General features: G+C 74.9%; 19 protein-coding genes. 8 read left to right on the plus strand and 11 right to left on the minus strand.

All coding sequences use genetic code 11. The features are described from left to right. The 3 genes from IH44_RS0115360 to soxR all read right to left on the minus strand — a co-directional run. Positions 1-510 (minus strand): sulfurtransferase (locus IH44_RS0115360; protein WP_035955222.1); only part of this gene is annotated, 510 nt, incomplete at its 3' end. Between the two features lie 90 nt (positions 511-600). After that, positions 601-1,449: an SAM-dependent methyltransferase gene (locus IH44_RS0115370; protein WP_030460107.1), complete on the minus strand. Its 849-nt coding sequence runs from the start codon at positions 1,447-1,449 to the stop codon at positions 601-603. 161 nt (positions 1,450-1,610) lie between these two features. Beyond that, positions 1,611-2,108, minus strand: a complete 498-nt coding sequence (gene soxR / locus IH44_RS0115375; protein WP_030460108.1) for a redox-sensitive transcriptional activator SoxR — start codon at positions 2,106-2,108, stop codon at positions 1,611-1,613. Positions 2,109-2,314: 206 nt separating this feature from the next. Between soxR and IH44_RS0115380 the strand changes: the two genes are divergently transcribed. Together IH44_RS0115380 and IH44_RS0115385 are read left to right on the plus strand one after the other, a co-directional pair. After that, positions 2,315-2,956 (plus strand): transketolase, encoded by a 642-nt coding sequence (locus IH44_RS0115380; protein WP_232794954.1) that lies wholly within the window; start codon positions 2,315-2,317, stop codon positions 2,954-2,956. Positions 2,957-3,047: 91 nt separating this feature from the next. Next, positions 3,048-3,938 carry a transketolase family protein gene (locus IH44_RS0115385; protein WP_030460110.1) on the plus strand — a complete coding sequence of 297 codons (891 nt, stop codon included), beginning with the start codon at positions 3,048-3,050 and terminating at the stop codon, positions 3,936-3,938. A 57-nt stretch (positions 3,939-3,995) separates the two neighbouring features. Here the strand turns inward: IH44_RS0115385 and treZ are convergent, their stop codons facing one another. From treZ to glgX, 4 genes are all read right to left on the minus strand, one after another. Next, on the minus strand, positions 3,996-5,738 hold the full coding sequence (gene treZ, locus IH44_RS0115390) for a malto-oligosyltrehalose trehalohydrolase (RefSeq protein WP_030460111.1): 1,743 nt from the start codon (positions 5,736-5,738) through the stop codon (positions 3,996-3,998). Beyond that, a complete protein-coding gene (gene treY, locus IH44_RS0115395) occupies positions 5,738-8,128 on the minus strand; it encodes a malto-oligosyltrehalose synthase (RefSeq protein ID WP_035955201.1) in 2,391 nt (796 codons plus the stop codon). The genes treZ and treY overlap by 1 nt, the downstream gene beginning before the upstream one ends. A 61-nt stretch (positions 8,129-8,189) precedes the next feature. Beyond that, positions 8,190-9,050, minus strand: coding sequence for an SDR family oxidoreductase (locus IH44_RS48035; RefSeq protein ID WP_051816930.1), 861 nt, complete (start codon positions 9,048-9,050; stop codon positions 8,190-8,192). A 101-nt stretch (positions 9,051-9,151) separates the two neighbouring features. Further along, the gene (gene glgX, locus IH44_RS0115405; RefSeq protein ID WP_030460114.1) at positions 9,152-11,260 is read right to left on the minus strand and encodes a glycogen debranching protein GlgX; all 2,109 of its coding nucleotides are present in this window, start codon (positions 11,258-11,260) and stop codon (positions 9,152-9,154) included. A 396-nt stretch (positions 11,261-11,656) separates the two neighbouring features. Here glgX and IH44_RS0115410 point away from each other — a divergent pair, with 396 nt between their 5' ends. Both IH44_RS0115410 and IH44_RS0115415 read left to right on the plus strand, forming a co-directional pair. Further along, entirely contained in the window at positions 11,657-12,904 is a 1,248-nt protein-coding gene (locus IH44_RS0115410) for an SAV2148 family HEPN domain-containing protein (protein ID WP_030460115.1), read from the plus strand. A 126-nt stretch (positions 12,905-13,030) separates the two neighbouring features. Beyond that, entirely contained in the window at positions 13,031-13,735 is a 705-nt protein-coding gene (locus IH44_RS0115415; protein ID WP_030460116.1) for an exonuclease domain-containing protein, read from the plus strand. A gap of 19 nt (positions 13,736-13,754) precedes the next feature. Here the strand turns inward: IH44_RS0115415 and IH44_RS0115420 are convergent, their stop codons facing one another. From IH44_RS0115420 to IH44_RS0115430, 3 genes are all read right to left on the minus strand, one after another. Continuing rightward, positions 13,755-14,747, minus strand: a complete 993-nt coding sequence (locus IH44_RS0115420) for a polysaccharide deacetylase family protein (protein WP_063759613.1) — start codon at positions 14,745-14,747, stop codon at positions 13,755-13,757. A 123-nt stretch (positions 14,748-14,870) separates the two neighbouring features. After that, entirely contained in the window at positions 14,871-15,749 is an 879-nt protein-coding gene (locus tag IH44_RS0115425; RefSeq protein WP_030460118.1) for an aminoglycoside phosphotransferase family protein, read from the minus strand. A gap of 30 nt (positions 15,750-15,779) precedes the next feature. Then, positions 15,780-17,984 carry an MMPL family transporter gene (locus IH44_RS0115430; protein ID WP_051816931.1) on the minus strand — a complete coding sequence of 735 codons (2,205 nt, stop codon included), beginning with the start codon at positions 17,982-17,984 and terminating at the stop codon, positions 15,780-15,782. Between the two features lie 505 nt (positions 17,985-18,489). Between IH44_RS0115430 and IH44_RS0115435 the strand changes: the two genes are divergently transcribed. From IH44_RS0115435 to IH44_RS0115445, 3 genes are all read left to right on the plus strand, one after another. Continuing rightward, positions 18,490-20,646, plus strand: a complete 2,157-nt coding sequence (locus IH44_RS0115435; RefSeq protein ID WP_030460120.1) for an MMPL family transporter — start codon at positions 18,490-18,492, stop codon at positions 20,644-20,646. 306 nt (positions 20,647-20,952) lie between these two features. After that, complete coding sequence (locus IH44_RS0115440) at positions 20,953-21,156, plus strand: cold-shock protein (RefSeq protein WP_030460121.1); 204 nt, start codon at positions 20,953-20,955, stop codon at positions 21,154-21,156. 193 nt (positions 21,157-21,349) lie between these two features. Beyond that, a complete protein-coding gene (locus tag IH44_RS0115445; RefSeq protein WP_030460122.1) occupies positions 21,350-23,125 on the plus strand; it encodes a DEAD/DEAH box helicase in 1,776 nt (591 codons plus the stop codon). 162 nt (positions 23,126-23,287) lie between these two features. Here IH44_RS0115445 and IH44_RS0115450 read toward each other — a convergent pair whose 3' ends face one another. Beyond that, on the minus strand, positions 23,288-23,740 hold the full coding sequence (locus IH44_RS0115450) for a MarR family winged helix-turn-helix transcriptional regulator (protein ID WP_030460123.1): 453 nt from the start codon (positions 23,738-23,740) through the stop codon (positions 23,288-23,290). Positions 23,741-23,849: 109 nt separating this feature from the next. Here IH44_RS0115450 and IH44_RS0115455 point away from each other — a divergent pair, with 109 nt between their 5' ends. Next, positions 23,850-24,362 (plus strand): hypothetical protein, encoded by a 513-nt coding sequence (locus tag IH44_RS0115455; protein ID WP_030460124.1) that lies wholly within the window; start codon positions 23,850-23,852, stop codon positions 24,360-24,362. Positions 24,363-24,410 lie beyond the last annotated feature (48 nt).

Here is a 24,410-nt window from a genome sequence, read left to right on the forward strand (position 1 = left end):
GTCCCGGTCGGCGAGCAGGGCGGGGCGCGGGCGGGCGGTGAAGTCCCCGGCGGGGGCGGGGGCGGGCCGGTCGGTGCTGACGGGGTGTCCGGCGGCCTGCCAGGCGGGCAGGCCGCCGTCCAGGACGGCGGCCCGGTCGAAGCCCATGGCGCGCAGCATCCACCAGGCGCGCGGGGCGGAGTAGATGCCCGCGCCGTCGTAGAGCACCACGGTGGAGCGGTCGTCGACGCCGAGGGCGCGCAGTTCGCGCTGGAGGTCGGCGGGGGAGGGCAGGGTGTGCGGCAGCGGGGAGGCGTGGTCGGACAGCGCGCCGTCGAGGTCGAAGGCCCGGGCGCCGGGGATCCGGGCGGGGGCGTGCCGGTGCGCGCCGATGCCCGCGTCCAGGACGACCAGGTCGGGGTGGCCGAGCCGGGCGGCGAGCCAGGACGGGTCGATCAGCGGCGGCGGTGCGGTCACGGCGGGCGGCTCCCTGCTGGCTCTCTCGGTCCCCCGGTGCGGGGGCGGGCCCATGATCGCACCGCCGCGGACGGCCGGGTGCGGTCAGGGCCTGCAGCCCGCGGTCAGGGCTTGCGGCCCGCGGTCAGGGCTTGCGGCCCGCGGTCAGGGCTTGCGGCCCACGCCCGCCCAGATGGCGACCTCGGCGTCGGTGTCCTGCGGGTCCTGGTCGGGGCGCCACAGCGGGGCGGTGACCAGGCCGGGTTCGAGCAGGTCGAGGCCGTCGAAGAAGCGCAGCACCTGGCTGCGGGTGCGCATGCTGAGCTGCGCGGTGGCGGACTTGTAGACGGCGGGGCCCTTCTCGGCCTCGGCGGGATCGACGAAGTCGCCGGTGGCGTGCGAGAGGGCCAGGTAGCTGCCGGAGGGCAGGGCGTCGACCAGGGTGCGGACGATCGCGTACGGGTCGTCGGCGTCGTCGATGAAGTGCAGGATGGCGAACAGCTGGAGCGCGACGGGCTGCCGCAGGTCGAGCAGGTCGCGGACGGCCGGGTCGGCGAGGATCGCCTCGGGCTTGCGGAGGTCGGCCTGCAGGACGCTGACGCTGCCCTGCTGGGCGCCGGCCAGCAGGGCGCGGCCGTGCACCAGCACGATCGGGTCGTTGTCGAGGTAGGCGACCTTGGCGCTGGGGTCGACGGCCTGGGCGATCTCGTGGGTGTTCCCGGCGGAGGGGATGCCGGTGCCGATGTCGAGGAACTGGCGCACGCCCAGCTCGGCGAGGGTGCGCACGGCGCGCTGCAGGAAGGCCCGGTTGGCGCGGGCGCTGATCCGCACCAGCGGGCTGAGCGCGAGGACCTGGTCGGCGGCGGCCCGGTCGGCGGGGAAGTTGTCCTTGCCGCCGAGGTAGTAGTCGTACATCCGGGCCGGGTGCGGGACCTCGGGGCGCAGCTCGGCGGAGGGCGGCGGGGTCTGGTCGCCGGACATCCAGTCGAGGGCGATTTCCTGATGGTCGGTCATATCTGGCTCCCCCGTCGGTGGAACGCGCTTCCGGGGGCAGCATAGACGGCCCGGCGGGTGCTGCGGCAGCGGGCCGGGAAAGAAGTGGATCAGCCCGTCCGGCGGACGGGGGGGGCGACGGCCGTCGGCCCGCGGCGCCGCCCTCCGTCCGCCGGGCGGTCTCAGTCCTCCGCGTCCGGGTCGGGCCCGGGTTCGGGGCCGGTGTCCGGGTCCCGGGTGAGCAGGTAGCGGGCGCCGGGGCCGGTCCGCCCGGCCCGGTCGTCGGCGTTGTAGAGGCTGCAGCGGGTCAGCGAGAGGCAGCCGCAGCCGATGCAGCCGGTCAACTTGGCGCGGGTGTGCTGGAGTTCGGCGATCTGCCGGTCGATCCGGTGCTGCCAGGCGGCGGCGACGGCGTCCCACTCGCCGGTGGTGGGGGCGCGGTCCTCGGGGAGCCGGGCGAGCGCGGTGCGGGCCTCGTCGAGGCTGAGGCCGACCTGCTGGGCGGCCCGGACGAAGGCGATCCGGCGCAGGGCGGAGCGGGCGTAGCGGCGCTGGTTCCCGGTGGTGCGGGTGGAGCGGATCAGCCCGAGGCTCTCGTAGTAGCGCAGCGCCGAGGCGGCGAGGCCGCTGCGTTCGGCGAGCTGGCCGATGGTGAGGACGTCGTGCCGGGAGGGTGCCATGCCCGCAGGGTACCGGGGCGGGCCCGCTTGACCTGAAGTGCACTTGAAGTCAGAGGCTGGTCCCCATGACGAACCACTCCGCGGCGCACGCCGCGACCGCGCCGACCCGCGCGCCCGGCGGCTTCGGCGGCCCCGGCGGCCCCGGCCCCGGCGGCCCGAGCCCTGTCGGCACCGACCGGGCCGGCCTGCTGGACCTGGTCGCCCTGATGACCGGCGACGAGAAGCACTCCCCGGCGGCGCACTCCACCCTGGACGCGCTCTGGGTGCTGTACGACCGGGTGCTGGACGTGCACCCGGGCAACGTCGACGCGCCGGACCGGGACAGGTTCCTGCTCTCCAAGGGCCACGGCCCGATGGCGTACTACGCGGTGCTGGCCGCGAAGGGCTTCTTCCCGGTGGAGCTGCTGCACAGCTTCGGCGCGTACGACTCGCCGCTGGGCCACCACCCGGACCGGCTGCTGGTGCCCGGCGCGGAGATCGGCTCGGGCTCGCTGGGGCACGGCCTGCCGCTGGCGGTGGGGACGGCGCTGGGCCTGCGGGCGCAGGGCCTGACCGGTCCGGCGGTGTGGGTGCTGATCGGGGACGCCGAGTTCGACGAGGGCTCCAACCACGAGGCGGTGGCCTTCGCCGGGGCGTACGGGCTGGACCGGCTGCACACCCTGGTGATCGACAACTCCTCGGCCACGCACGGCTGGAGCGGCGGCATCGCGGCCCGGTTCGCGGGCGAGGGCTGGTCGACGGCCACCGTGGACGGCCGCGACCACGAGCAGCTGTACCGGGCGTTCACCGCCCCGCACCCGGGCCGCCCGCACGTGGTGGTGGCCCGCACCGAACCCAAGTACAGCTGACCGCAAGGGAGAAGAGACCATGCAGAGCGTCCGTCCGGGCGTCCGCCCGAGTGCCCGTCCGCGCATCCGTCCGCGGGGCCAGGAGGCGACCATGCGCGAGCAGTTCGGCGCCACCGTCACCGACCTGCTGGAGTGCGACCCGCGCACCGCGCTGGTGCTCGCCGACATCGGGGCGGCGCAGTTCCCCGACGCGGCCCGCGACCACCCCGACCGGGTGGTCAACGTCGGCATCCGCGAGCAGCTGCTGATCGGCGTGGCGGGCGGCCTGGCGCTCACCGGGATGCGGCCGATCGCCCACACCTTCGCCAGCTTCCTGATCGAACGGCCCTTCGAGCAGGTCAAGTTGGACCTGGTGCACCAGGGCGTCGGCGCGGTCCTGGTGAGCGCCGCGGGCTCCTACGACTGGCCGGCCGGCGGCCGCACCCACATGTCCCCGGGGGACGTCGCCCTGCTCGACACCCTCCCCGGCTGGCACGTCCACGTCCCCGGCCACCCCGCCGAGGCGGACCTGCTGCTGCGCCACGCGGTCGCCGCCGACGACACCCTGCAGTACGTCCGGCTCTCCGCCCACCAGAACGCCGAGCGCCAACCCGTCGTCCCCGGAAGGTTCCTGACGGTCCGTCAGGGAGCGAGGCTGGCGGGCGTGGTGCTGGCGGTCGGCCCGATGCTGGACGCCGTGCTGGAGGCCACCGAGACGCTGGACGTCACGGTGCTGTACGCGGCCACCGTCCGCCCGTTCGACGCGGTGGGCCTGCGCGCCGCGCTGGGCGGCCGGGCCGACGTGGTGCTGGTGGAGCCCTACCTGGCGGGCACCTCGGAGCGTGCCGCGCACCGCGCGCTGGAGGGCCTGCCGCACCGGGTGCTCGGCCTGGGCGTGCCGGTGGCCGAACACCGGCACTACGGCTCGATCCCCGAGCACCTGGCCGCGTACGGCCTGGACGCCGCCGGACTGCACGCCGCGATCGCCTCGTACCTGTGGTGACGCACCCGGCCCGGCAGCGCCTGCGCGGTGCGCACCCCGCCCCCGCCCGGGCGGGCGCTACGCGGTGCGCACCACCGCGACCGCGTCCGGGCCGAGCAGCAGTTCCCCGGCCGCCGCCCCGCCGGCCGCGACGTCGCCGAACGCGGCCTCCAGCGCGGCGAGTTCGCCCTCCAGCGGGACGGGCAGCGGCTGCCCGGAGCCGCCGAGCCGCACCAGCACCCGGTAGCGGCCGCGGTGCACCGCCAGCCAGCCCGCCGCCGCGTCGTGGCGGACCCGGACCGCCGCCAGGTCGCCGTCCGCCAGCTCCGGGGCGGCCCGCCGCAGCCGGATCAACTCCCGGTGCCAGGCGAGCAGTTCGGCGTGCGGAGGGCGCTGCGGTTCGGTCCAGTCCAGGGTGGAGGCGGCCACCGTCGCCGGGCTCTGCGGGTCCGGCACGTCCTCGGCCCGCCAGCCGTGTTCGGCGAACTCCCGCCGCCGCCCCTGCCGGACGGCCTCGGCGAGCTGCGGGTCGGTGTGGTCGGTGAAGTACTGCCAGGGAGTGCCCGCGCCCCACTCCTCGCCCATGAACAGCATCGGCGTGAACGGCGAGGTCAGCACCAGCGCGGCCGCCGCCGCCAGCCGCCCCGGCGGCAGCGAGGCGGCGAGCCGGTCGCCGGTGGCCCGGTTGCCGACCTGGTCGTGGGTCTGCGCGTAGCCCAGCAGCCGGTGCCCGTGCTCCGGCGGGAACGGGCGGCCGTGCGAGCGGCCCCGGAACGAGGACCAGCTCCCGTCGTGGAAGAACCCCCTGGTGAGGGTCTTGGCGAGCGCCGCGTACGGGTCGGCGGCGAAGTCGGCGTAGTAGCCCTGGGACTCGCCGGTCAGCAGGCAGTGCAGCGCGTGGTGGAAGTCGTCGCTCCACTGCGCGTCCAGGCCCTGCCCGCCCGCCTCCCGGGCGGTGGTGGTGCGCGGGTCGTTCAGGTCGGACTCGCCGACCAGGAACAGCGGCCGGCCGGTGGCCTGCGCCAACTTCCCCACCTCGGCCGAGAGTTCCTCCAGGAAGTGCCGGGCCCGGGTGTCCACCAGGGCGTGCACCGCGTCGAGGCGCAGCCCGTCGATCCGGTAGTCGCGCAGCCAGGCCAGTGCGCTGCCGATCAGGAACGCCCGCACCTCGTCGGAGCCCGGCGCGTCCAGGTTGACCGCCGAACCCCACGGCGTCCGGTGCCGGTCGGTGAAGTACGGGCCGTACTGCGGCAGGTAGTTGCCGGACGGGCCGAGGTGGTTGTGCACGACGTCCAGCACCACGCCCAGCCCGCGCCGGTGCGCCGCGTCCACGAACCGCTTCAGCCCGTCCGGGCCGCCGTACGGCTCGTGCACCGCCCACGGGTCGACCCCGTCGTAGCCCCAGCCGGAGCGGCCCGGGAAGGCGCACACCGGCATCAACTCGACGAAGTCCACGCCCAGTTCGACCAGGTGGTCGAGCCGGTCGGCGGCCGCGTCGAACGTCCCCTGGGGGGTGAAGGTGCCCACGTGCAGCTCGTACACCACCGAGCCCGGCAGCGGGCGGCCCCGCCAGGCCGTCTCCGACCAGGCGAACGCGCCGTGGTCGACGTGGCGGCTCAGCCCGTCCGGCCCGAACGGCTGCCGGGCCGAGCGCGGGTCCGGCAGCGCCGTCCCGCCGTTCAGCCGGAACCCGTAGTCGCCCTCCGGGCCCTCCCCGTGCCACCAGCCCGGCCGGTCCGGGTCGCGCTCCAGCAGGTACGGGATCGCCCCGACCTCGACCTCGACCACCTTGGCGTCCGGCGCCCACACCTGGTACCGCATCACGACCCCTCCACGAGCAGTGCTACCGGCAACTGCCGGAACAGATACGACAGTTCGACCGTGCCGCCGGTGAACCGGCGCTCGGTCAGCAGGTCCGTCCAGCGGCCCGGCGGCAGCTCCAGCACCGTCTCGCGCCAGCCGCCCGCCCGGTGCAGCCCGTACGGCAGCCGGGTCGCCGCGCCCAGCACCCGCTCGCCCCGGCCGAACGCCACCAGGTGCTCGGCGGCCGGCCCGTCCGCCGCCAGCGGCCGGTAGGAGCCCAGCGCGCCGGAGCGGCGCAGGTGCAGGGCGGTGGTGGTCAGGTGCAGCTTCTCCCGGGCCAGGTCGCCCGGCCGCGGCTCCGGCGAGTCGGTCAGCCGCACCGCCAGCGCGCCCAGGTCCACCGGCGCCCGGTTGTCCGGGTCGACCAGCGTGTACAGCGGCTCCTCGCCGCCCTGGAACACGTCCGGCACGCCCGGCACCAGCAGGTGCAGCAGCGCCGCCGACAGCGAGTTCACCCGGGCGAACGGCGCGATCAGCCCGACGAACCCGGCGATCCGCGGACACAGCCCCGGATTGGCCAGCGCCCCCCGCACGTACTGCGCCAGCCAGCCCTCGAACCCGGCGTCCGGCTCCTTCCACGAGGTGCGCCGCTTCGCCTCCCGCACCGACTTCAGCGCCACCGCCAGCAGCCGCTCCGGGGACAGCGGCCAGGCCGCCAGCAGCGTCTGCCACAGCAGCCAGGCCGTCGAGCGGTCCGCGCACGGCCCCGCCGCCAGCGTCCAGGCCGCGCACTCCGCCGCCCACGCCTCCGGCAGCTCCGCCAGCACCGCGAGCCGGGCCCGGGCGTCCGCGCTGCGCTTGGTGTCGTGCGTGGACAGCGCCGTCATCGCCCCCGGCCACAGCCGCTCCTGCCCGGTGCACCAGCGGTGGAACTCCGCCACCGACACGCCCGGCCGCTCCGGCAGGCCGCCCACCTCGTTCAGCGACAGCAGCGCGTTGAACCGGTAGAACGCGGTGTCCTCCACGCCCTTGGCCGCCACCGCCGACGCGGTCTGCCCGAACCGGTGGCAGAACTCGTCCCTGGCCGCCGACCGCCCCAGTCGGCCCAGCGCCAGCTCCCGCACCAGCCGCTCCGTCCCCGACGCGTCCGCCGGGGCCGCCAGCGCCGCGACGGCCTCCGGCGGGGCCGGCTCGCCCGGCACCACGTACGGCCGGTACACCGGGTAGCGCGTCAGCAGGTCCGCCAGCGCCCGGCGCACCGCCAGCGGCGAGTGGTCGGCCAGCTCCGGGCCCTCCGCGCAGATCCGCCCGACCAGGCGCACCAGCCGGTCGGTCTCCGCCGCCAGCGCCCCGCCCGGCGCGACCATCTCGGCCCGCCCGGCCCGGCCCGCCGCCGCCGGGTCCGCCGCGTCGCCCACGTCCCGCCGGTAGGCCGCGAACAGCTTCTCCGCGCCCCGCCGGTCGGTCAGCACCCCGTCGATCCGGCGCAGCGCGTCGTACCCCGTCGTCCCCGCGCACGCCCAGTCCGCGGGCAGCGCCTCGTCCCCGGTCAGGATCTTCTCCACCACCGTGTACGCCCCGCCGGTCGCCTCCGCGAGCCGCCGCAGGTAGCCGCGCGGGTCGGCCAGCCCGTCCGGGTGGTCGATCCGGAAGCCCGCCAGCACGCCCTCGCGGTGCAGCCGCAGCAGCACCCCGTGGGTGGCCTCGAACACCTCCGGGACCTCCACCCGGACGGCGATCAGGTCGTTGACGGTGAAGAACCGCCGGTAGTTGACCTGCTCGTCGGCCAGCTGCCACCAGCACAGCCGGTACCACTGCCGCTCCAGCAGTTCCGGCAGCGGCAGGTGCGCGGTGCCGGGCCGCAGCGGGAACTCGTGCTCGTGGTAGCGCAGCACCTCGCCGTCCACCACCAGCTGCTCCAGCACCGCGCCCAGCCGGTCGCCCAGCAGCGGCAGCAGCAGCCGCCCCCGCTCCGGCGCGTCCACCGGGCCCGGCTGCGCGGACCAGTCGATGTCGAACCAGGCCGCGAACGGGTCGTCCGGACCGTTCTTCAGCACCTCCCACAGCGGCCCGTTGAGCCGCTCCGGCACCGGCAGCGCCATGTGGTTCGGCACCACGTCCGCGATCAGCGCCAGCCCGTGCGCCGCCGCCTCCGCGGCCAGCTCGCGCAGCGCCCCCTCGCCGCCCAGCTGCTCGCTGATCCGGCTGTGGTCGAGCGTGTCGTACCCGTGCGTCGAGCCCGCCACCGCCTCCAGCAGCGGCGACAGGTGCAGGTGCGAGACCCCCAGCGCGGCCAGGTACGGCACCGCCCGGCGGGCGTCGTGCAGGGTGAACCCCGGCTGCAGCTGGAGCCGGTAGCTGGCCGTCGGGGCGTCGGCAGTCTCGGGGCGTGCGGCGGCGGACGTCATACCCGGATGCCTACCCGAGGCGCCCCGGGGATACCGCCCGCACTGCGCCGAACGGGCCGGTTCAGACCGGATCGGGCGCCACCGCCCCGTCCTGCGCCACCGCCCCCTCCTCCGCCAGCGCCCGCGCCGCCGCCAGCTCCGCCGCCTCCCCGGCCAGCGCCGCCTCCACCATCGCGTACGCGTCCAGCCCCACCGGGACCCGCACCGGGCCGGCCGGCGCCGCGACGGCCCGCAGCACCAGCTCCGCGAACGCCTCGGGCCGGTTCAGCTCCGCGTCCCCCGCCATGCCGCGCAGCGCCCGATGCATCGGCTCCAGCGTCCGCCCGTACTCCGGCAGCTTCACCGCCGTCTCGGCCAGCGAGTTCCCGTACGAGGTGGCGAACCCGCCCGGCTCGACCACCGTCACCCGCACCCCGAACGGCGCGGCCTCCGCCGCCAGCGCCAGGCTCATCCCCTCCAGCGCGAACTTCCCCGCCACGTACGCCCCCAGCCCGGGGAAGGCCATCCGGCCGCCCACCGAGGAGACGTTCACCACGTGCCCGCCGCCCTGCGCCCGCATCAGCGGCAGCACCAGCCGCGCCAGCCGCCACGGCGCCACCGCCAGCACCTCCAGCTGCTCGCGCAGCTCCGCGTCCGAGACCTCCTCCACCGCCCCGAACAGGCCCACCCCGGCGTTGTTCACCAGCACGTCCACCCCGCCCAGGCGTTCCCGGGCCAGCTCCACCGCCGCCGCGCAGTCCGCGGCGCTGCGCAGCTCCAGCCGGGCCGGCACCACCCGTCCCGGGAACCGGGCCGCCAGCGCGTCCAGCGGCGAGGCCCCCCGGCTGGTCGCCACGATCCGGTCACCACCCGCCGCCACCGCCCGCGCCAGCGCCAGCCCCAACCCCGACGAACATCCGGTCACCAACCACCGACGAGACACTTCGTACCCCCTCCGGTCCGCGGTTCCGCAGTGCGGAGGGGGCTACCCGGCCCGGCCCGCCCCCAGACCTGAAGGTCGGGGACGAACCGGAGCGCGGGGGGTCACGCCGGGCGCTGGAGGACCATCAGTGCGCGGTCGAGCAGGCGCAGGGTGTCGCCGGCCTTGACCCGGGGGCCGGTGCCGCGCGGGGGGAGGGTGGGCAGCGAGGTGTCGACGACCAGCTGCCAGGCCTCGCCGTGGTCGGCGGGGACGGTGAAGGCGAGCGGCTCGGAGTGGGCGTTGAACAGCAGCAGGAAGGAGTCGTCGACGATCTTGCCGCCGCGGCGGTCGGGTTCGGAGATGGCGTTGCCGTTGAGGAAGACGGTGAGCGACCTGGCGTACGAGGTGGACCAGTCCTGCTCGGTCATCTCCTCGCCGGACGGGGTGAACCAGGCGATGTCGGTCAGGTCGTCGTGGGTGCCGGAGACCGGGCGGCCGTGGAAGAAGCGGCGGCGGCGGAAGACCGGGTGGTCGCGGCGCAGCCAGATCATGCCCTGGGTGAACTCCAGCAGCCCGGCGTCCGCGGCGGCCCAGTCCACCCAGGTGAGCGCGGAGTCCTGGCAGTAGGCGTTGTTGTTGCCGCGCTGGGTGCGCCCGTTCTCGTCGCCGTGGCAGAGCATCGGGACGCCCTGGGAGAGCATCAGGGTGGCGATGAAGTTGCGCTGCTGGCGGGCCCGCAGGTCGAGGACGGCGGGGTCGGTGGTGTCGCCCTCGGCGCCGCAGTTCCAGGAGCGGTTGTGCGACTCGCCGTCCCGGTTGTCCTCGTGGTTGGCCTCGTTGTGCTTGCCGTCGTAGGAGACCAGGTCGCGCAGGGTGAAGCCGTCGTGGCAGGTGACGAAGTTGATCGAGGCGATCGGGCGGCGGCCGTCGTCCTGGTAGAGGTCGGAGGAGCCGGTCAGCCGGGAGCCGAACTCGGCCAGCGTGGCGGGCTCGCCGCGCCAGAAGTCGCGGACGGTGTCGCGGTACTTGCCGTTCCACTCGGTCCACAGCGGCGGGAAGTTGCCGACCTGGTAGCCGCCCTCGCCGAGGTCCCAGGGCTCGGCGATCAGCTTGGCCTGGGAGACCACCGGGTCCTGCTGGACCAGGTCGAAGAACGAGGACAGCCGGTCGACCTCGTGGAACTGCCGGGCCAGCGTGGCGGCCAGGTCGAAGCGGAAGCCGTCCACGTGCATCTCGGTGACCCAGTAGCGCAGCGAGTCCATGATCATCTGGAGCACGTGCGGGCTGCGCATCAGCAGCGAGTTGCCGGTGCCGGTGGTGTCCTCGTAGAAGCGCTGGTCCTTGGCGAGCCGGTAGTAGGAGGCGTTGTCCAGGCCGCGGAAGGAGAGCGTGGGGCCCAGGTGGTTGCCCTCGGCGGTGTGGTTGTAGACCACGTCGAGGATCACCTCGATGCCGGCCGCGTGCAGCGCCTTGACCATCGACTTGAACTCCTGCACCTGCTGGCCGCGGTCGCCGGTGGAGGAGTACGAGGAGTGCGGGGCGAAGAAGCCGATCGTGTTGTAGCCCCAGTAGTTGGTCAGGCCCAGGTCGCGCAGCCGGTGGTCGCGGACGAACTGGTGCACCGGCATCAGCTCGATCGCGGTGACGCCCAGCTTCGCCAGGTGCTCGATCACCGCCGGGTGGGCCAGGCCCGCGTAGGTGCCGCGGATCTCCTCCGGGATGCCCGGGTGCAGCTCGGTCAGGCCCTTGACGTGCGCCTCGTAGAGCACGGTGCGGTGGTAGTCGGTGCGCGGCGGCCGGTCGGTGCCCCAGTCGAAGTACGGGTTGGTCACCACCGAGTGCATGGTGTGCGGCGCCGAGTCCAGGTCGTTGCGGCGCTCGGGCGCGCCGAAGTGGTAGCCGTACACCGACTCGTCCCAGTCGATGTGGCCGCTCATCGCCTTCGCGTACGGGTCGAGCAGCAGCTTCGAGGCGTTGTGCCGCTGGCCCAGGCCCGGCTGGTACGGGCCGTGCACCCGGAAGCCGTAGCGCTGGCCGGGCTGGACGCCCGGGAGGTAGGCGTGCCGGACGAAGGCGTCGGTCTCGCGGAGCTCGACGGCCGTCTCGGTGCCGTCCTCGGCGAGCAGGCAGAGCTCGATCCGGTTCGCGCTCTCGGAGAACACCGCGAAGTTGGTGCCGACCCCGTCATAGGTGGCGCCGAGCGGGTACGGTTGCCCCGGCCAGACCTGCATGTGTCCTCAACTTCCTTGTGCCAGACGCGAACTGGCGCTCCTACGGGGGTTTCCCGGCGGAGCGCCCGGCCATGTGCGGGGCGGCAACCAGGTGACGCACGGCACACCCGCATACTCCCCGGCGGCGGCCCGAACTCCCCGCCCATCCGCGCGTGGTTCGCCCGAACGGGTGTCCCGGCGGGCCGGGCCGGCGGCGCGGCGTGGCCGGGCGGTGACGGACCGTCGGGGACGGGCCCGCTTGCTGTCAAGAGGGCTGCGGCCCGGCGGCGGCGGGCGATACCCTTGATCGACAGGCCCTGGGCCCCGGCCCGCGCGGCGTGCGACCGGGGCCGTGCTGGGGGGATTCGGCGGACGCACCGTCACCCGAGGGGCGGCGGACGAGAGGTGAGGTGGCGGATGGGGTTCCCCGCCGGCGGCGACGGCACGGACCCGCGGGCCGGCAGCAGCGAGGCCCCGACGCTGGTCGTCCGCGGCGGCCGCGGCCCGCTGCCCCCGCAGCCCGGCTCCGCCGAGGGGATCCCGCCCGCCTGGGCCGCCGACCAGTGGGACGACGCCTACCGCCGGGTCCGGCTGGCCGGCCGCGCCTACGTCTGGCTCAACCTGGTCGAGCAGCGGCTGCGCGCCCTGGTCGACGAGGTGCTGCGCCCCGTCTACGCGCCCGCGCACGGCGAGGAGTGGGTCACCGCCGCCGCCGGCCCGGCCGGCGAGGAGTGGGTGCACCGGGCCGCGGCCGTCCGCGAGGTCTCCCGCCGCAAGGGCTACCTGCTCGACCCGGCGGACGACGACCCGCTGGTCTTCCTCACCCTGCCGCAGCTGCGCGAACTGATGGTGCAGCACTGGCCGTGCTTCGAACCGCACCTGGTGGACCGCCGGGAGATCGAGCTGGCCCTCGACGAGCTGGAGGTCGCCCGGCACGTGGTCTCCCGCAACCGGGCCCTGTCGCAGACCGTCCTCGACCAGACCGAGCGGGCCGCCGCCCGGCTGCTCGCCCTGCTCGACGGCGCGCACGGCGGCGTCCCCGCCGACGTGGTCGAGGAACTCGTGGCCGGCCGCTACGCCGACGTGGTCGCGGTGCACGCCGACCGGGTCCGGCTGCAGCGCGACCTGCCGGTCGAGGACCTGCTCGACGGGGCCCGGCGGCTCGACGCGGTCGGCATCGGCCTGGGCATGCTCTGCCAGAACTACACCGGCAAGCGGCTGGTCCGCCTCGCCTCCGAGGGCTGCCGGGTGCGGCTGCTGTTCCTCAACCCGGCGAGCAGCGCGGTGCGCCGCCGCGAGCGCGAACTGGGCATCGGGCGCGGCGAGTTGGGGCGCGCGGTGGAGATGAACATCATGCACGTGCGACGGGTCCGGGCCCGGCTGCGCGACCAGGGCGGCTTCGAGATCCGGGTGTTCGACGAGCTGCCCCGGTTCACCGCGTACCTGGTCGAGGGGCCGCGCACCACCGGCGCCGGCGGCCGCCGCCGCTCCACCGACCTCGGCGTCGTCCAGCCCTACCTGCGCCGGGCCCGCGGCATCGAGTCGCCCGCACTGGTGCTGCGCGGCGGCGCCGGACAGGAGTCCGGCGGCACCGAACCCGGGCTGCTGGAGGTCTACCGCGAGGAGTTCGAGGACCTGTGGGGGGACTCCCGGCCGGTGTCCTAGCGCCCGTCCGGGGCCGGGCCCCGGCGGTTGGCCGCCCCGCCGCAGGGCAGGAGTGCCGCGGGCGCTGTCACTGCGCCGCGCGATGATGGACCCACCTTGGCAGTGCTGACGGAAGGACACACCCCCATGACCTGGTGGAAGGGGCCGCTCACCGGTTTCGACCTGGAGACCACCGGCACCGACCCGGAGGAGGCCCGGATCGTCACCGCCGCCGTGGTCGACACCCGCGGGGCCGGCGTCGAGCGCGCCACCACCTGGCTGGTCGACCCGGGCGTCCCGATACCCGCCGAGGCCGCCGCGATCCACGGCATCACCGACGCCGAGGCCCGCGCGCACGGCCGCCCCGCCGCCGAGGCGGTCGAGGAGATCGCCCGCGCCCTGGCCGAGCGGCTGGCCGCCGGGCGGCCCGTGGTCGCCTTCAACGCGCCGTTCGACCTCTCGCTGCTGGAGGCCGAACTGCGCCGCCACGCCCTGCCCACGCTGGCCGACCGCCTCGGCGGCCCGGTCACCCCCGTGGTCGACGCGATGGTCGTCGACCGCGCCCTGGACAAGTACCGCAAGGGCTCGCGCACCCTGCAGCGGGTCTGCGAGGTCTACGGCGTCGAACTGCGCGACGCGCACGAGGCCGGCAGCGACGCCCTGGCCGCCGTCCGGGTCGCCGTCGCGCTCGGCCGCCGGTACCCGCAGGCCGGCGACCTGCCGCTGGACGAACTGCACCGGCGCCAGGTCGGCTGGTACCGGGACTGGGCGGTCGACCTGCAGAGCTGGCTGCGCCGCAAGGACCCGGCGGCCGTGGTCGACCCGCGCTGGCCGCTCAAGGAGGCGTCCTGACCCCCGCGGTGACCCGCCGTCAGGACTGCGGGAAGTCGAAGGCGTAGCCCTGCGCGACCAGCCACGGCAGCAGCTGCTTGAGCGCCGCCACGGTCTGGCTGCGGTCGCCGCCGCCGTCGTGCATCAGCACCACCCCGCCCGGGCGCAGGTTCTGCTGCACGTTGGAGACGATCGCCTGCACGCCCGGACGCGACCAGTCGCGCGGGTCGACCGTCCAGCCCAGCGACTTCATGCCCAGGTCGGCGCCGATCCGCTCGTTCTCGGCGGTGAAGTCGCCGCCCGGGGCGCGCCACCAGGTGATCGTCGGGCTGTTGCCCGCCGCGTTCTCGATCATCGACTTGGCGTCGGCGATCTCCGCGACCTGCTGCTCGTGCGGGCGGGTGTGCATCGGCTGCGGGTGGTCCACGGTGTGGTCGCACAGCCGGTGGCCCTCGGCGAGGATCCGCTGCACGGCCGCCGGGCGGGCCTTCGCGTTGTCGCCGATCTCGCAGAAGGTGGCCTTGGCGCCGTACTGCGCCAGCAGGTCCAGCACCTGTCCGGTGGCCGGGCCCGGGCCGTCGTCGAAGGTCAGCGCGACCGTCCTGCCGCCCGAGGCGGTGTGCCGCAGCACCCCGGTGGCCGGGGCGGGCGAGGAGGGCTGCGAGGGGGTGGCGGCGGTGCTGCCGGCGCTCTGCGAGGGGACCGCGGTGGTCCGCGGCGCGGACGGGGTGGGGGAGGCGTACGGGGAGGCCGGCGCGGTGCTGCTCGCGGACGGCTCGGGGGTGCGGTCGGGCGCGGTCGGGGTCTGCGTGCCCTCGCCCGGGGTGGGCCGGGCCGCGACCGAGGGAGTCCCGCCCGCCGCGCCGGTCGTGCCCGTGCTCGCGCTCGGCACGGCCGGGCGGTGCGCGGCGTCCCCCGCCGCGGAGGGGGAGCCCTGCGCGCCGCACGCCACCAGCAGGGCGGACGTGCCGAGCAGCGCCGAGGCACCCAGCAGGAGAGAACGACGGGGGGCGGGTATGCGGGACTTCACCATGGGGCGACTCCTGACGTCGTACCGGCCGCCTTGGGGCGGGGCGTCCGGTACGACGCCAGGCACGAGCGGGGTGGTTCCGTCCGGATGTGCGCTGCGCCACACGGCGGGCACGGACGGAAGCGGTCAGAACGCGAACCAGCGTACTGCCGTCGCCCCGTCGCGCAGGGAGTCCACCCGGCGGCGGAACTCGGCGCCCGCGGCCGGGTTCCCGGCCGCCTGCTGGGCCACCCACGCGGCGCTCGCGGTCTCCCGGGCGCCGCGCAGCACCGCGAAGCCGGGCCACTCGCGCACGTCCCAGCCGTAGGCGGCGTGGAACGCGTCGACCTCCTCGGCCGGTACGCCGTAGCGGTCCTGACTGAGCGCCAGCACCACCAGGTCGTGCTCGCGCAGGTCCGCGGCCGTGTACTCCAGGTCGAGCAGCACCGGGCCGTCCGCGGTGACGTGCACGTTGCGCGGCAGCGCGTCGCCGTGGATCGGGCCGGGGGGCAGGACGGGGTCCAGTCCGGCGATCGCGGTGACAAAGCTCTCTTTCCGGACACGGAGGAAGTCCGCGTCGGCCGGGTCGACGTGGCCCGCCGCGGCGGCCAGCCAGCTGTCCACCGGAGCCAGCAGGTCGCGCCGGCCCAGCGGGACGGGGGCCGCGGGCAGCGCGTGCAGCGCCCTCAGCAGCGGCGCCAGGTCGACCGGCCGGGCCGGGCGGACGGCCGCGGGCAGCCGGTGCCACCACGTCACCGGGTGCCCCTGCACCACCGCGACGGCCGCCGCGGCCGGGCGCACCACCGGCACCCCGGCGCCGTCCAGCCACGAGGCCAGCGCCAGCTCGCGCTCGGCCCGGGCGGCCTCCCCGGGCGTGCGGCCGACCTTGGCCACCAGGCCCTCGGCGGGCAGCTCGAAGACGGCGTTCTGCCCGAGCGCGAGCAGCGCCGCCCCGGCCGGGTCGATCCCGGCCGGGGCGGCTGCTTCCTGCAGGAGGGCCAGCGCCCTCGGTTCGTCGAAGATCACCCGTCCATTGTCGGGGAACCTCCCCGGGACTCAGCGGTGGGCGCCGGCCGGGGCCGGTTCGGGGCGGGGGGCGGCCGGGAGGCCGGCCGGGGCGGGCTCGGCGCCGACCCGGGGGAGCCGGTGCAGCCAGCGCGGCAGGTACCAGTTCCTCTCGTCGAGCAGCGTCATCACGGCGGGGAGCAGCACGGCCCGGATGACCGTGGCGTCGATCAGGACGGCGACGGCGAGGCCGACGCCCATCTGCTTCATGGACTGCATCGAGAGCGTCCCGAAGACGGCGAACACCCCGACCATGATCACGGCAGCGCTGGTGACCACGCCGGCGGTGCTGCGGATGCCGTGGGCGACGGCGGCCCGGGTGGGCAGGCCGGCGTCCCGGGCCTCCTTGATCCGGGAGACCACGAAGACGTGGTAGTCCATCGAGAGGCCGAAGAGGATCACGAACAGGAACAGCGGGACCCAGCTCTCGACCGCGCCGACGCCCGCGGTGCCGATCAGGGCGGCGCCGACGCCGTGCTGGAAGACCAGCGCGAGCACGCCGTAGGCCGCGCCGACGGAGAGCAGGTTGAGTGCGACGGCGGTGAGGGCGACGGACAGCGAGCGGAAGGAGAGCAGCATCAGCAGGAAGGCGAAGGCGACCACGAAGCCGAACACCGGGAGCATCGCGTCGGACATCTGCCGGTTGAAGTCGACCGAGCCGGCGGTGCTGCCGGTGACCGGGGCCTCGGTGCCGGGCACCGCGCCGACGGTGGCGGGGACCACCTCCTCGCGCAGCACCTTCAGGGCGGCGGCCGAGACGGCGTCGTTGCCGCTGCCGTAGAGCGGGATGTCGACCGTGGCGACGTTCTGCTCGGCGTGCACGGTGACCTCGGTGGGGCCGTGCATCCGCCCGGTGGCCAGGGCGCGGGACTGCAGGTCGGCCAGTGCCCGGGTCATCTCGGGGGAGGTGATGTCCCTGGCCTTGACCACCACGGTGGCGGGGGCGGGGCTGCCGGGGAAGGCGGCCTCGACCCGCTGCGCGGTGGCGACCAGCGCGTTGCCCCGGGGCAGCTGCTGCTGGAAGGTGAGGTTCGCGGTGTGCATGGTCAGCAGCGGGGCGGCGACGGCGAGCAGCAGGCCGGTGGCGAGGACGGCGGCGGCCAGCGGGCGGCGCAGCACGGGGGTGAGCACCGCGTTCCAGAACCGGCTGCCGTCGCCGGCCCCGCGCCGCAGGCGGTGCAGGAACGGGACGCGGCCCTTCGCCACCCGGTCGCCGAGCATCGAGAGCAGGGCGGGCAGCACCGTCAGCGAGCCGAGCACGGCGGTGACCACGACCACGATGGTGGCGAAGGACATCGCCCGGAAGTCGGCGATGCCGGTGAGGAACATGCCGGCCATGGCGACCACCACGGTGACGCCGGAGACCAGGACGGCCCGGCCGCTGGTGGCGGCGGCGATCCGCAGCGCGGTGGCCGGGTCGTGGCCGGCGGCGCGCTCCTCGCGCTCGCGGCGCAGGTAGAACAGGCAGTAGTCGACGCCGACGGCGAGGCCGACCAGCAGCATCACCGAACTGGCGTCGTCGCTGGTGTGCAGCAGCCCGGAGCCGAGGGCGACCAGGCCGCCGGCGGCGACGAACGCGGTGATCGCCAGCACCACCGGCAGGACGGCGGCGACCACGGCCCCGAAGGCGATCAGCAGGATGCCCAGGGCGAGCGGCACGGCCGTCCACTCGGCGCGGGCGAAGTCGTCCTTGAACTGGTCGCTGAACCACTTGCCGGAGCTGGCCTCGCCGTACTCCTCGACCACGAAGCCGGGGTGCTGCCGCCGGGCCTCGGCCACCGCGTCCATCACCGCGGGGACGTTGGCCACCGCGGCCTCGCGGTCCGCCCCGGCGACGGTGAACCGGAGCAGCGCGGAGTGCCGGTCGGCGGAGACCGCCCCGGTCTCGTAGGGGCCGAGCTCCCCGGCGGTGCGGCCGGTGGCCCGGACGGCGGCGGCGACCTGGTCGACGGCGGCGTGGAAGGCCGGGTCGTCGGCGGTCAGCGAGGGGTGCTGGACCAGCACCGTCTCGCCGGCCGGGGACTTGACGCCCGCGTCGTCGAGGATCTTCGCGGCCCGGGCGACCTGGCCGGGCATCGACTCGGCGTCGGTGACCTTGCGGGCGCCGTGCATCCCGCCCAGGTAGGAGGCCAGGACGACGAACAGCAGCCAGCCGAAGACCGCGGTCTTCCGGTGGCGGGCGCTCCACGCGCCCATCGTGGCGGCGATTCCTTGCTTCACTGCGGGTTCCCCCCAGGGTTTCGGGCGGTCGTGGACCGCCCCGGCCAGTGGGCCGCGGGCACTGCCGCGCGGCACAACCCACGCTAGGAACCGGCGCGCTGACGGACCATCCGGGCAGTCACCGTCTTTCCCCTGAACCTGTCCCCAGGGTCGGGGTGGGGGTTAACCCCACCCCCGGGGTCGGGATCTCCTCCTTGGGGGCGGTCGGACGTCCACCCTGAGGGGGAGCGATCTCCACCCGGAGCACGAGGTGGGGGACCCCGGGGCCGGGTGACCATAGTGCGGGGCCGGTTTCACCGCCGTCCCCGGAGGGCACCCGCAAACCCACTTGCCGGGCGGCAAGTAAGGTCCCGTAGGATGCCCACTAGTCCTTACCTGCCGACCGGCTAGACGCCCCGCTGGGGTCCGTGCGCCGGTCAGAGCCGTTGCCCGGTCCCCGTCCCCCGGCGGCGGTGAACCATGCCCAGGAGGCATTTCGAGCATGTTCCACCGACTTGGACACTTCGTCGTCAAGCGGGCCTGGTGGGTGATCATCGCCTGGGTGATCGCCTCCATCGGCTTGGCGGCCTTCGCACCCAAGATGAGTGCTTCGACCGACGAGTCGGAGTTCCTGCCGAAGCACTACGAGTCGATCCGGGCCTCGGTGCTCCAGGAGGAGAAGTTCCCGGCCGAGTTCTCCCCGGCCGCGATCCTGCTCTTCGAGCGCACCGACGGCGGCGCCCTCACCGACACCGACAAGGCCGACATGGCCAAGGTCGTCAAGGGGCTCACCGACGAGCACATCCCGCTGGTCGAGCAGGTCATCCCGCCGTCCCCGCAGAGCACCTCCAAGGACGGGCACTACGCGATGTCGATGGTCTCCATCGACAAGACGAAGATGCAGACCGACGAGTACAGCGACGCCGCCAAGAAGCTCCGCGACGACGGCAAGAAGCTCGCCGAGGGCACCGCGCTGAAGTACCAGGTCGGCGGCCAGGCCGCGATGGCCCTGGACCAGAAGGAGTCCTCCAGCGCCACCGACGCGATCACCATGGTCGCCACCGTGGTGCTGATCGTGGTCATCGTCGGCGTGATCTTCCGCGGCATCCTGGTCGGCTGGCTGCCGGTGCTGCTCTCGCTGTTCCCGATGATCGCGGCCAGCGGCCTGATCGCCTTCGTCACCAAGCTGTTCGACCTGAAGAGCTCGCCGATCGCCTCCGCGATCCAGATCGTGGTGATCCTCGGCGTCGGCACCGACTACTTCCTGTTCCTGATGTTCCGCTACCGCGAGCGGCTGCGGGCCGGTGACGACCGCAAGTCGGCCGTGGCCAACGGCGTCGGCCGGGTCGGCGAGGCGATCGCCTCGGCGGCCGGCGCGGTCACCGTCGCCTTCGCCGTGCTGCTGCTGTCCGAGCTGGGCATGTTCACCGCGCTCGGCCCGGCGCTGGCCATCTCGGTGATCGTCACCGCGCTGGCCTCGCTCACCCTGACCCCGGCGCTGCTCGCCGTGATCCCGGCCAAGGCCACCTTCTGGCCCGGCCGCAAGTGGATGGAGGAGCCCAAGGGCGCCCGCTTCCACAAGCTCGGCAACACCGTCGGCCGCCGCCCCGGCCTGATCGCGGTGGTCTCCGGCGGCCTGCTGGTGATCCTCTCGCTGGCCGGCCTCGGCTACCAGGGCACCTTCGACATGGCCAAGAGCATGATGCCGAAGGACAAGGAGTCCATGGTCGTCATGGACTCGCTCAGCAAGGGCTTCTCGGCGGGCGCCGCCGACCCGACCCACGTCTTCCTGACCACCGGCGGCGGCAAGCTCGACACCGGCGCGCTGGACGGCTTCGGCGCCAAGCTGGGCCAGGTGCCCGGCGTGGCGGGGGTCGCCCCCGAGCAGAAGATCAGCCAGGACGGCAGCACCGCCGACTTCACGGTGACCCTCAAGGACGCCGCGGCCAGCAACGCGGCGATCGACGCGGTCACCGACCTGCGCTCGACCGCCCACTCGGCCGCCCCCAGCGGCACCGAGGCCGTGGTCGGCGGCACCTCGTCGGTGTACAAGGACATCAACCTGGCGATGACCCACGACTACAAGCTGGTCTTCCCGGTGGCGGGTCTGCTGATCCTGCTGATCCTGGGCCTCCAGCTGCGCAGCGTGGTCGCGCCCTGGTACCTGATGGCCTCGGTCGGCCTCGGCTTCGCGGCCACCCTGGGCGCCACCACGGTGGCCTTCCTCAAGATCGGCACCGAGCCCGGTCTGATGTTCATGCTGCCGATCTTCATCTACCTGTTCGTGGTGGCGATCGGCACCGACTACAACATCCTGATCATCGCTCGGCTCCGGGAGGAGGCCCGCGAGGGCCGCAGCCCGCGCGAGGCGGCCAGGGAGGCGGTCCGGCACGCCGGCCCGACCGTCGCCGCGGCCGGCTTCATCCTGGCGGCGTCCTTCGCCACCTTCATGCTGGCGGGCAACGTCCTGTTCGCCGAGCTGGGCTTCGCCCTGGCCATCGGCATCGTGCTGGCGGCCTTCGTGATGGCGATGTTCTTCACCCCGGCGATCACTGCCCTGCTCGGCAAGAAGGCCTGGTGGCCCGGTCACGGCGCGATGCCCGACCACGGCCCCGAGGCGATCGGCGAGCGCGAGCCGGAGCCGGCCGGCCGGTTCTGACCCGGTGACGCCGGTTCCGACCCGGTGACGGGGGAGGGGGCACGAGGTCCGAACGGACCTCGTGCCCCCTCCGCGCGGTGGCGAAACACGGTGTGACCAGCGCAACCATTGCCGCCATTGACGAGGGCCGACGTGCTATTGTCGAAGCAGTTGCAGTATTGGTTCCCATGAACGTGTGTGTGCGCCTGCTGGTTCCAACCACAGGCGCATTTGTTTTGTCCGGTGTTTAGTCTCCGGATGGGGATCGCGGCTACGTGGGGCGCACGAGGTGTGCGTCCCAATGCCCCAGTGAAAGTGGAGACGGTTATGGCTACCGGCACCGTGAAGTGGTTCAACAGCGAAAAGGGCTACGGCTTCATCGAGCAGGACGGCGGCGGCGCCGACGTCTTCGCCCACTACTCGAACATCCAGTCCACCGGCTTCCGTGAGCTCGTCGAGGGCCAGAAGGTCGAGTTCGACGTCACCCAGGGCCAGAAGGGCCCGCAGGCGGAGAACATCCGCGCCATCTGAGTCCCGGCTCACGCCGACGCACAGATGTCATAGGCGAGGGCCCGTACCTCCACCAGGTACGGGCCCTCGTCCATGCCGCCCGACGGCCGGGGCGGCCCCTCCTCCCCCTTTCCGACGGCCGATCCGATCTCCCGGCTCCCGCGCCCCTTCTCTCCGCGCGCCGGCCGGCGGCCCCCAGGAAGTGGGAACACGCATGCCCGAGCAGTCCCGTCCGCGCACCGACCAGCCCCGCGGCGACCAGCCCCGCGCCGACCGCCCCCGCAGCGGGCAGTCCGCGCGCACCGAGCGGCCGCGCACCCGCAGCGGACAGCCGCGCACCGGCGCCGCCCGCAGCGGCGCGCCGCGCACCGAGCAGCCGCGCCGTCCGCGCGGCCGCGGCGCCGCCCCCGCGGCCGCGCCCGCCGCCGACTTCACGCCCGTGCAGGGCACCCCGTCCCGCCCGCCGGCCGCGAGCTTCGCCGAACTGGAGCTGTCCGCCGGGCTGTTGAAGGAGCTCGGCGCGCAGGGCGTCACCGAGCCGTTCCCGATCCAGGCCGCCACCCTGCCGGACGCGCTGGCCGGACGCGACGTGCTCGGCCGCGGCCGCACCGGCTCCGGCAAGACGCTGGCCTTCGGCCTGCCGCTGCTGGTGCGCACCGCGGGCAAGCGGGCCTCGGCCCGCCGCCCGCTGGCCCTGGTGCTGGTGCCCACCCGCGAGCTGGCCCAGCAGGTCACCGAGGCGCTCGCCCCGTACGCCGGGGTGCTGAACCTGCGGATCACCACCGTGGTCGGCGGCATGTCGATCACCCGGCAGTCCAACCAGGTCCGGCGCGGCACCGAGGTGCTGGTCGCCACCCCCGGCCGGCTGGACGACCTGATCCAGCGCGGCGACGTGTTCCTCGACGAGGTGGCGATCACCGTCCTCGACGAGGCCGACCAGATGGCCGACATGGGCTTCCTGCCGCAGGTCGTCAAGCTGCTGGAACAGGTCGCCGAGGGCGGGCAGCGGATGCTGTTCTCCGCCACCCTGGACCGCAACGTGGACCGGCTGGTCAACCGTTTCCTCACCGACCCGGTCACCCACTCGGTGGACCCGTCGGCCGGGGCGGTCACCACCATGGACCACCACCTGCTCCAGCTGGAGCCCGCCGACAAGGCCGAGACCACCGCCCGGATCGCCGCCCGCGACGGCCGGGTGATCATGTTCGTGCACACCAAGCACGGCGCGGACCGCCTCGCCAAGCAGCTGCGCGCCAACGGCGTGGTCGCCGCCGCGCTGCACGGCGGCAAGTCGCAGCCGCAGCGCAACCGGGTCCTCGACCAGTTCCGCGAGGGCGAGGTCACCGCGCTGATCGCCACCAACGTGGCCGCCCGCGGCATCCACATCGACGGCCTCGACCTGGTCGTCAACGTCGACCCGCCGATCGACCACAAGGACTACCTGCACCGCGGCGGCCGCACCGCCCGGGCCGGCGAGTCCGGCACCGTCGTCACCCTGGTGCTGCCCGAGCAGCGCCGCGAGGTCAACCGGCTGATGAGCATCGCCGGGATCCGCCCGACCGTCACCAAGGTCCGCCCCGGGGACGGCGAGCTGGGGCGCATCACCGGCGCCCGCACCCCGTCCGGCGTGGCCGTGGTCCTGCCGGTCCCGGCCTCGGCCGTCCCCGCCCAGCCGCCGGCCGCGGCCGCGACCGGCGGCACCGAGAACGCCGGCGGCGGACGCGGGCGGGGCCGCGGGCGCGGCGGCGCGAAGCCGCTGGACGGCGAGGGCCGCCGCCGCCCGGCCAAGCGGGCCGACGCCGGCCTGCCCAAGGACCTCGACATGAGCGGCAACCCGCGCCGCCCCCGCCCCAAGCAGCGCCCCGGCGCCGGGAGCCCGCAGATGGCGGCCGGCTTCATCGGCAAGTCCTCCGGGCGGGCGAAGCCGGGCTCCGGCTCGAAGAGCGGCGCCAACTACGGGACGGGGCGCCAGCGGCGCAAGGCCGACTAGGGCTGCCGCTGGGCTGCTGCACCGCCGGCGCGGGGCGGCCGGGTGCCCGGGTCCTTCGGGGCTCCGGAGGCCCGGCGGGTCTGCGCCGGCGGTTTTTTCGGGGGCTGCGCCGCCGTTGCGCGGCGCCGGTCCGCCGGCTGTCGGGGCGGGCTCTACCGGGGCTCAGGACCCGGGGGCGGAGAGGTGGCGGACGGCGGTGACCAGCGGGGCCAGCTCGGGGCGCTGCCCGGCGCTGTCGAGGGCCTCGGTGAGGGCCAGGTCGTTGGTCGGGCGGGCCTGTTCGAGGAGGGCGAGGCCGGCCGGGGTGACGTTGGTGTAGATGCCGCGGCGGTCGGTGGGGCAGAGGTAGCGGGCCAGCAGGCCGCGGTCCTCCAGCCTGGTGACCAGGCGGGTGGTGGCGCTCTGGCTGAGCACGACCGCGTCGGCGAGCTGGTTCATCCGGAAGTGGCCGCCGTCGCCGTCGTGCTGCGCGGAGAGCACGTCCAGGACGGAGAACTCGCGGACGCTGAGCTCGTGTTCGGCCTGGAGGGCGCGCTCGACGTGGGCCTCGATCCGGCCGTGCAGGGCGGTGAGGGCGCACCAGCCGTGCGCCAGTCCGGGGTCCGGTCGGGTCATGGCCCGTGCTCCCTTCGTCGTGGTCCTGTTGGGGACAAGCTTAGTCGAGGTACGCAAATTCCCGCGCCTGCAAGTATGTGGCGGGGGAGCCGGAGGAAGGGCGGCCGCAGTGGAACAGGGAGCACGGCTGGACGCGCAGGAGGCCGCGCTGGACGCGCTGCTGGCGGCGCTCGGCACCGAGGTCCGGACCGAGCCGGACCCGCGCGTCGACGCGCTGGCCGCCCGGGCCCCCGGCTACCCGCAGTACCACCGGATCGGGCACAAGCGGCAGGCCGCGTACCGGCGGCTGGCCGGGGACCGGGCCGCGGTCCGGGCCCACTACGGGGCGGTGCTGGACGCGCTGCTGGCCGACGACGACCCCTCCTCGCCGCGCTGGCTGGCCCAGGTGCTGGCCGTCGCGGGCGGCAGCCGGCGGCTCCAGCAGGAACTGGTCGCGGCCCTGGAGACCGGCGACCCGCTGCGCCGGGTCTGCGCGGTCGGCGCCTGGCGCTGGGCGGACGCCCCGCACCCGGACCTGGCGCAGCGCTTCGAGACCGCCCGCCGGGCGGCGGCCCGGGCCGCCGCCGACCCGTGGGAGCGCGGGCGGCTGGACCCCGACTCCGGTGCCTCGGGGGGCAGTTGACGGGTCGACGGCCCGTCCTGTCCCCCGTGCGAGCTACCCGCAGGTGTC

Origin of the sequence: Kitasatospora sp. NRRL B-11411 (assembly GCF_000721345.1) — a bacterium.
Taxonomy (GTDB): Bacteria; Actinomycetota; Actinomycetes; order Streptomycetales; family Streptomycetaceae; genus Kitasatospora; species Kitasatospora cineracea.